Here is an 8,599-nt window from a genome sequence, read left to right on the forward strand (position 1 = left end):
TTGCGACTTATCTTGGGGATTGACATTCCATGGGTAGGTTTCTCCTCCCAGCTTATTGAGAAATGTCTGATGATCAAAATCATCCACCAAAAGGATTTTGCTTTCGGCATCCGGGCAGTAGATAAAAATTACCGCCGAAGCTACCAATCCAGCCAATAGAGTGGATAACCTGTTTCTCCTCATCAATTTGCACCCCATCTCCAAAACTCCCGTAGGGGACGGACGCAGTTTATGCCGATTTTTCGGCGTGCCGTCCCATCGGCGATTGTAGGGGACGGACTCTGTGCCGTCCCTTCTTTTGAAGTTTTTCGTAGGGGACGGACGCAGTTTATGCCGATTTTTCGGCGTGCCGTCCCTGTCATTGGGCGACCACGGAGTGTCGCCCCTACATTGCCATCTTTCATTTGGTGGCCACAGAGTGCCACCACTACATTAAAACGTTATTACCATGGAAAACAAGTGCGTGCTTCCCAGGTCATAGTGTCTCTCCCAGGCATAATCGAAACGGAAAAACCTATAGCCGAGACTTCCCCCCAGAGTAAAATTCCACTTACCCTTATCCTGATTAATCAAACCTGTTCTAAGACCTATTCCCCTCTTCCGTAACCACCACTCAATTCCCAGGTGAGTCTCAACGTAACTCTCCAATAGTCTGTCCATATCGATTGCAAAGTTCATAAAGGGATTGGGTCTAAATCCTATTCCCAGCCGTAAATTGGCGGGAAGCTGGTCTTTTGCCTGGGTCTCCCACCTTATTTTTGGTCGATTGAAGTCCTGGTATAGAAGCCCCAGGTTCAAGTGTCCAGCAAAAGTATTGTATAGAATACCAATGTCCGCTCCTATCCCGCTCCCTGCGTCTTTATAATCTACAGAGTAATATTTTATATTTGCTCCCAAACTGAATGGGGTTGCTATTTTGACCCCATAGGTTATGATGTAGGTATTCTCCGTATAATCCATAAATTCTACATTTTTTGTCGTGTCCAGGCGTATCCAGCTAAACCCCAGCGAACCATTGCCAACATTGGGATGGACATAGCCCAGAAATTCGTAATTTATCAATCCTAAACTGAAGAGGTCTTTGTGCATTACGCTGAGCTCGCTCTTTTCTATCCGCGCTATGCCAGCAGGGTTCCAGTAGATGCTATTTCCGTCGTCACTTATTGCGGTAAAGGCATCTCCCATTCCTTTTGGTCGGGCTCCAATACCTATCCTGTCAAAAGCTCCAGCTTCTACTTTCTGTGGCGGGTGATGGGCGACGCTTAACGCAAAAGCGATTAGAACAATCCAAAAAAGTTTATGAACTGCATGACGCATAATGTCACATCCCTTTTCCCGTAGGGGACGGACTCTGTGCCGTCCCTAACGGGTGGCCACGGAGTGCCACCCCTACAGGGCGACCACGGAGTGTCGCCCCTACATTGAGTTGCTTAGCGGATTACGCCGATGACATGTTTTACCTGGTCTGTCTTCTTGTCTAAATCCTCTGCTTCTAGAAGATATAAGTATAAACCGTTTCTCACTAAATTTTCAGAATTATCTCTTGCATACCAGTAAATTGTATGCTCTACGTCCGGTTCTTTTTCACCCCCATCAATCTTTCTTACTAAATTCCCGGCTAAATCATAAATTTTCAAGGTTATATTCGCATAACGGGCAAGTGTAAACTTAAAACTGGCTCTGTCTTTAATCCCGTCATTGTTAGGTGAGATGGGATTGTCCGGGACAACAATACTTTGAATCAGGGAATCTCCTCTCCCTTTTCTGAAATCATCAACTTCCAGAACTTCCAGTTGATCAATTACCAGAGTACCACTCCCGCCGTCTCCCTTGCTCACCACAAAAGAGATACCCGCAATCTTCGTTAAATCGAGCGCATCAGCAATATCGCCATTACTATATGTTCCACTTTTGTGGAGGGAGAGTTCTTCGTAAGGGATGGTTGCAGTCTTCCACTCCCCTCCGGTATTCGTGACGTCATAGATTTTTTTATAAAATATAGTCCCATTCTTATCCATTACCCTCAATTCCAGGTTGTTGTCTCTTCCTGTTCCTTTATATTTAAATCTCAAAGAATCACTTCCGGCAATATTCCTTCCCCAATCTCTTTCCATTACTGTCCAATCGTCAATATCTCCCCGGTTAAATTTATAGGTCAACTGTAATGCTTTTCCATCCTGGCCAGATACGGTATCTAATGATGTAGTCGTAACTCCCTTATCTTCATCGCATCCATAATTTTGCCAGCCGGAAATAGGAGCAGGCTCGTCCATCTTGTCCAGAACGCTAATCGGACCCCCGGAAGAACTGCCGGGCCCGGCAAATCTTATGTTGTCAATGTAAACTTTACCAGTCCTGGGAGTCTGGTCAAAGACTACGTTTACCTGCCTTACCGCGCTGGTATCGAGGCCTGCGAAATCTGCAAGGGGTATCGTCACTTCCTGATAGGCAGTGGTCACACTCCCGATGTAACTTGTAACTTGAACCTCGGGCTCAGTTCCAGGCGTATCTCCTGTATCTGCTATCTCCACCTTGAATTTTTCACCACCTGCTGCTCCCTTCACCCAGAATTTCAGGTTCTGGTATCCACTCAAGTCATAACCGCTCTCGTCACTCCTTATAAAACTCCAGTAACCACTCCACTGTCCCGAGGAAAAATCGTAAGTAATGGAAAGAGCATAGACTCCTTCTTTAGCATTGCCAGAGTCATAGGTTATAGAAGGGTCGTAGTTTCCACCGGGCGACATAGCTCCCGCATTACCACCAAGGTCATTGGGTGGTGTGCCACAATTGAAGTTATCGAAGAGAAGACTGACTGAGGGTGTGTTTAACTGGTAAGATTCCAAGCTGTCAATCGCAACTTTCCCACTCCCGCCTTCCGACACGTTTATAGCAAACCCTATCTGGGAAATATTTCCTCTATCCAGCGTACCATTCCCGGTTCCTTCCCAGTGGGAGAGGCTGTCAAATGTTAAAATTGATTGAGTCCAGGTGGAAATATTTGAAAGGTTAGCCAGTTTCCTTTCAAATACATCACCGTCAGTATCGGTTATCTGAAATTTTATGTGATTGGATTCTCCTGCCCCCTTATAGTAAAACCTTACAGCATCTCCCGAAGAGATGTCCACATTGGCAAAGTCTTCTCTATTAATGGCAACCCATTCCCCGGAATCGATATCGTAGTCCAGTCGAACGGCATTCCCCGTTAAGCCACTGACTGTGGAAGTAGAGAGACTTGCTCCACTATCAGTCTCAACCGGCCAATTAGCAGATGAGTCCATGCTGTCCAGAACTTCAGCAAAACTCAAACCCGCAAGAAAAATCAGAAACAGGGAAATCGTAAGCCAATTTTTAACTGTTTTCCTGACTGTTTGCAAATAGAGTCACCTCATTTCTCAATAATTACCAATTCCACCCTTCTATTGAGTGCTCTCCCTTGCCAGGTATCATTTTCAGTAATCGGTTTAGCCTCTCCGTAACCCACAGCGTGTAGACGGTCGGGATCGATTCCTCCGGTTATCACCAGGTAGTTCAGAACGATTGCTGCTCTCTTTCTGGAGAGGAGAAGGTTCAACTCATCAACTCCCACGCTATCCGAATATCCCTCGATGCGTAGTTTATATTTGGGATTTAACTTCAAAATATCTACCATCTTGTTTATCTTGGGAAATTCTCTTGCTGAAATGTGGATGTCTCCGGAATCAAAACTGATTATAACAGCATCGGGAAGGTATGTCTCTTTGGTCTCTTTGGCCACTTTAGCCTCTTTGGTTACTTTGACCTCTTTAGTCTCTTTGGTTTCTTCAACACCTTTACCATCGGTGAAATAGATGTCATCAAAGTAAATAATGCCTTCTTTGGGATTGCTTGTCAAATCGTCAAAGACAACCACAAATTCAGTCATTTTGCCCCAGTCGGTTATTCTTTTGAACTTATTAAGGGGGACTACCACCTTCTGCCACTCGCTGGTCACTCCGGAAACGAGGAAACTTCCCACCTGTGTGGGATTTTTCAACTCCACCTTGAACCTCTTGGTAAAACCCTTCTCTTCGTCTCCCTTGACAAAGAAGACAAGCTCTTTATAGGCTTTCAAGTCTTGGTTCTGCAACTTTGTCCAGAAGCCATTGTAGGCAGGTTCAGGAGAGTCCACATCATAGGTTAATTTCAACGAATAACCCTTATCTCCGCACTTCACCTCAGAGGAAAACGAGTCTATGCACGTCTGCGTAAAGTCGGTGGGGTCTTTGTCCCAGGCACCAAAGTCTCCTCCCAGATTGTTCGGCTTCTGTCCTGAGTCAAAATCTGCCACCTTAAGAATTGCCCCATTGCTCGTTCCTGTCACCATGAATACCATTGATACCAGGAGAATTACTACCAGATTGATGTAATTTTTTCGAAACATTCTTCACCTCCTTAACTTCCGTTCTTTGGGCGACCACGGAGTGTCGCCCCTACATCATTTCCTGTAGGGGACGGACTCTGTGCCGTCCCTTCATTTGGGTGGCCACGGAGTGCCACCCCTACATTATTTCCTGCAAAAAATCACCCTGACCCCTTTTTTTTATTTTGAAAAATAGAGATTATCAATATAGATTGCCCCCTCTCTATCTGTGGCTATTCTGTCCTCAAATACTATCACGAATTCAGTCATTTTGCTGAAGTCAGTAATTCCCACAAAGTTCTTAAGAGGAACAACTACTTTCTGCCAGTCTGAAGTAACTCCCTTTACATAATACTTACCCACTTCTTTCTTCGTATTTTTCAGTTCAATCTTAAACTGGGTAGTGAAACCATCCTTTTCATCGCCTTTTACATAGAAGACGAAATTTTTGTAGGGAGTAACATCGATATGTTGCAGTTTAGTCCAATAACCATTAAAGGCAGGGCTGGGAGAATCGACATCGTAGTCCAGCTTCATAGAGTAGCCTTTCTCTCCGCACTTGACATCAGAAGTGAAATACTCCCTGCAGGTCTGTGTCTCATCCGCAGGGTCGCGGTCCCATGCTCCTAAATCGCCTCCCACGTTATTGGGCTTTGCTCCATTATCAAAGTCGTCAATCATCAGGATGTCTCCAGGTTTTTCCACTGACACTTTCTCTTTTTTTACTACCTTCTCTTCTTTTACTACCTTTGCTTCCTTAACTGTCTTTTCCTCTTTTACTCGGTACTCCTCTAATGGAACGCATCCAAACAGAATTAAGACTCCCAGCACCACCAAAGAAGAAAAGATAACATTCTTGTCCATTTACAATTCCTCCTTTCTCTTTTATTTTTTGCCATTTAAATATTGTAGCAGCAAAGCGTAAGCTTTGCCTCCCTGTAGGGGACGGACTCTGTGCCGTCCCTTTCATTAGGCGGCCACGGAGTGCCGCCCCTACAATGCAGAGCTATCGCTCTACAGCTACATTACATATCAAAATCTTACGGTAAGTGAAATCCTGTGAGAACCGTAGGTCTCTACTATCTCCAGAGGGAAGATAAAAGCATAATCAAGCTGGATACCAAAATATCTTGCCAGAGCCTTATTAAAGCTGAAACCAAATGTAATTTCCCTGATATTCCCGCCCATCCTAAGTCCTAACATCTTCTCGACGAACCAGCCCTCTAATCCTAAATGTACGTTTAGCTTATCTTCCAGGCTCCCCCAATCCTGAAAACGATAGGCGAAATCGAGCGTCGGTGTCACATCCCGCACTATAATTCTCCTCAGTATCTTAAATCCTTTCATTCTATAAGCAAACCCGACTCTCGCTTCCAAAGGAACTCTATCTCTACTCTTTAAACCAACATCGGGCGTGGTGATGTTCTCTATGCACATACCTATAGATAGTCCAGAGAACCTGGGCAGGTTTGGCTTGACCAAAAGCCCGATATCGAATGTAAAGTTGGCTTTGGAACGCCCGCTGGCAAATACAGGGTCTCCCCTCGAATACTCATCCAGTGTATAACCATGACTCAAACACTTCAGATTTACACCCGTAAATACTTCCGGGATTAATCTGGGAACAAAATCATTAATCTTGCTTGCATAGGTGAGAGTATAGGTCTCCTCTTTGTAGAGATTAGTAGAAATGAATCCCGCCCTACTAATTCCAAACGCACCAACTCTATGTACGGGAAGCACATAAGAGAAGTAGTTCAGGCCTAAATCTACTCCATCAAGACCCGTATATAGTCTGGAATACATAAAGTTCGCTTCAGGATATTTCATCTGGGCAAGTCCAGCAGGATTCCAGAGTGGACTTGAAGCATCGTCAGCCAATCCGCAGAAGGCACCACCCATTCCAGCCGAGCGAGTCCCCCAGCCACTATCCTTAAAGGCAGAATACACCTTGTGTGGTGTGTTAGGCGCCACGTTTAACCCTACGAAGATTAAGATGAAGAACAAAAATTTCTTAAACATCTTTATCCATCCTTGGAAATCTCTTCACATTCTTTACGAACTCCCTTATGCAATAGGTAAGCCTGAATATGGCCTGTTTTCTCAAATATCTCCCAGTAGAAATCAGTCTCCCGGGAAATCAGCCTGGGAATTTTGCTGTATTCGTTCTCAACAAAAGATAATCCCACATCATACTGGTTGGGCAGTTCGGTTTTGCCCTTACCTCGACGACTCTTTTCCTTAGTCCAGACCGTCCAGGCAATCGACTCTATCGGTTTTGAAGTGGGTATTACACTTATTCCCAATTTCAAAAATTCAGGCAACCGATACTCTCCAGGCCACTTCAACAGAATACCGTTACTGCTGATATTCTTTGTAGTGGTATGGACTAAGCCTCTCCCCGTATGTTTTCTTTCCGGACTGACCGTTTTACAATTTACGGGAATCTTAACCGCAAAGCGGTCAAATTTTCTCCTCTCACCAGATGTTCTATCTTTCCCCATCAGATTTACCTCCTTAAAACCGCAATATGCATTTTGTTTTATCGGGTGGCCACGGAGTGCCACCCCTACATGATTCCCTGTAGGGGACGGACTCTGTGCCGTCCCTTCGTTTGGACGACCATCCCGATACATCGGGGTGAACTGCGTGTCGCCGATACGCCACCGCTATTTCGCTACGGCTATGGTACCACTGACCAATCTTTTCTTTCCATCTACATTCGCTTCAAACTGATAGATATATACTCCACTTTCCACTATGTTTCCATCTTCATCTTTGCCATCCCATTCATAAGGCTCTCCGTCGATTGTCCTTATCTTCTTGCCGGTGATATCGTAAATCCTGATAGTCGTAATCTGTCCACTTAGACCACTGAAATAGGCAACATCATTTTTCCCGTCAACATAGGCAGGAGTAATAATTCTCTCCTCGGGCCTGTATTCGGAAATTCCCATTGGCCGAGCCTTAAACAGAGCATAATAGCTGAAGTGGCTTACCCTTATCGTAGTAATATTTCTGTCGCCATCAATCTTCCCGCCCACCGGCCTCCAGGTAATTCCATCCCACCAATAGCAAGCCAGTTGACTCTCGTTAAACTCCATTTCTTTCCCTTTCCAATCTTCCGGCCTGCCATCATTATCCAGGTCGAAGTAGAGTAGAGTCATTGTGACTGGCTTCTTGAATTTTGTACCTTCCGGAATAAAGTTGTAAATTGCGACAGGTTGCCAATTCCCTGTTCCAGAATAGCCTGGTATTCTGCTTAAATCCGTAATCTGTTCTATGGTTATTTTAGTGTCTTTACTTAGCGCTCCTTCCAGAATGTTGACTATAACTTCACCGTCAGTAAAATTCCCATCGGGGAGAATTATGTTTCCACCTTTGGCCCCGACAGTTCCGGTGATGCTTTGAGTTACTTCAATTATCTGTGGCCAGGATTCATCTCTCCAGCTACCAATGTTGCCTTCACCATCGCCAGCTTCTAACCAGTAATATATGTGGCATGGTTGAGATACTACCTGAGAAGGCAGAATATAAGTCGCTGTTTTCTCCGTGAGGCTCCCTTGTAAAGCCATTGCGCGAATTTGCCACTCGCCACTCTTGCCTATTTTGTAGTGAATGGTGGCACTCTCCACCGACTTATCATCAGTAATCTTAGCAATAAATACTATCTTGTTTCCGATAATTCCGATTTCCTCTATCGGCTCATGAGAAATGACCGGTTTATCCTCTGGAGCAAGATGGTAAAGGTCGAATGAAATTATTGTTGAATATTCTCCTGCTCCAGCGCTTCCAAAAAGTCCTCCCAGGTAAACATATATTGACGAACTCGCAGGTCTAAGGTCAGGAGGATCGTTCGGATAGGGAGACAGATTGGTGTATCCCGGTCCGCCATAACAGATATTTGCATAACCACCACTAAAAGCCCCAGCCCAGCTTTCATCATATTGAGTTGTATTGGGGTCATCCCAGTCACCTCTATCTTTAAACCAGGCCCAGTCGGTAGTAGTGCTGAAAACCACACCTCCTGCCTGTACATCATCATAAACCCGCCACAATAAAGGAGCCCTCTGCTTCCCGTCAGCAGTAATCAAACCTCCCCGCTGGAACCCTCCGCCACTCCAATTCGTGTTGTCAGTGTAAACGTCGATAAACCAGAGAGACTGGTCGGATTCATAATCTATCTCTATATATTGATCTGGTGTACCAAGTTCTGTA

The 8,599-nt window shown here is 44.9% G+C and carries 8 protein-coding genes; all 8 read right to left on the reverse strand.

Annotated elements, in window-relative coordinates; translation table 11 throughout:
• Positions 1-198, reverse strand: a 198-nt coding sequence (locus VMW39_05690) for a hypothetical protein (protein ID HUW23504.1), incomplete at its 3' end; no start/stop codon positions are given.
• Between the two features lie 234 nt (positions 199-432).
• Positions 433-1,317, reverse strand: a complete 885-nt coding sequence (locus VMW39_05695; protein HUW23505.1) for a PorV/PorQ family protein — start codon at positions 1,315-1,317, stop codon at positions 433-435.
• Positions 1,318-1,430: 113 nt separating this feature from the next.
• Positions 1,431-3,377 carry a carbohydrate binding domain-containing protein gene (locus tag VMW39_05700; GenBank protein HUW23506.1) on the reverse strand — a complete coding sequence of 649 codons (1,947 nt, stop codon included), beginning with the start codon at positions 3,375-3,377 and terminating at the stop codon, positions 1,431-1,433.
• Positions 3,378-3,388: 11 nt separating this feature from the next.
• Entirely contained in the window at positions 3,389-4,402 is a 1,014-nt protein-coding gene (locus tag VMW39_05705) for an OmpA family protein (GenBank protein ID HUW23507.1), read from the reverse strand.
• Between the two features lie 159 nt (positions 4,403-4,561).
• Positions 4,562-5,245 (reverse strand): carbohydrate binding domain-containing protein, encoded by a 684-nt coding sequence (locus VMW39_05710; GenBank protein ID HUW23508.1) that lies wholly within the window; start codon positions 5,243-5,245, stop codon positions 4,562-4,564.
• A gap of 168 nt (positions 5,246-5,413) precedes the next feature.
• Positions 5,414-6,403, reverse strand: coding sequence for a hypothetical protein (locus VMW39_05715; protein ID HUW23509.1), 990 nt, complete (start codon positions 6,401-6,403; stop codon positions 5,414-5,416).
• 2 nt (positions 6,404-6,405) lie between these two features.
• Positions 6,406-6,885, reverse strand: a complete 480-nt coding sequence (locus VMW39_05720; protein ID HUW23510.1) for a PilZ domain-containing protein — start codon at positions 6,883-6,885, stop codon at positions 6,406-6,408.
• Positions 6,886-7,050: 165 nt separating this feature from the next.
• The coding region (locus tag VMW39_05725) for a gliding motility-associated C-terminal domain-containing protein (protein HUW23511.1) at positions 7,051-8,599 on the reverse strand (1,549 nt) is incomplete at its 5' end.

The organism is bacterium (assembly GCA_035530055.1).
GTDB lineage: Bacteria > UBA6262 > WVXT01 > WVXT01 > WVXT01 > WVXT01.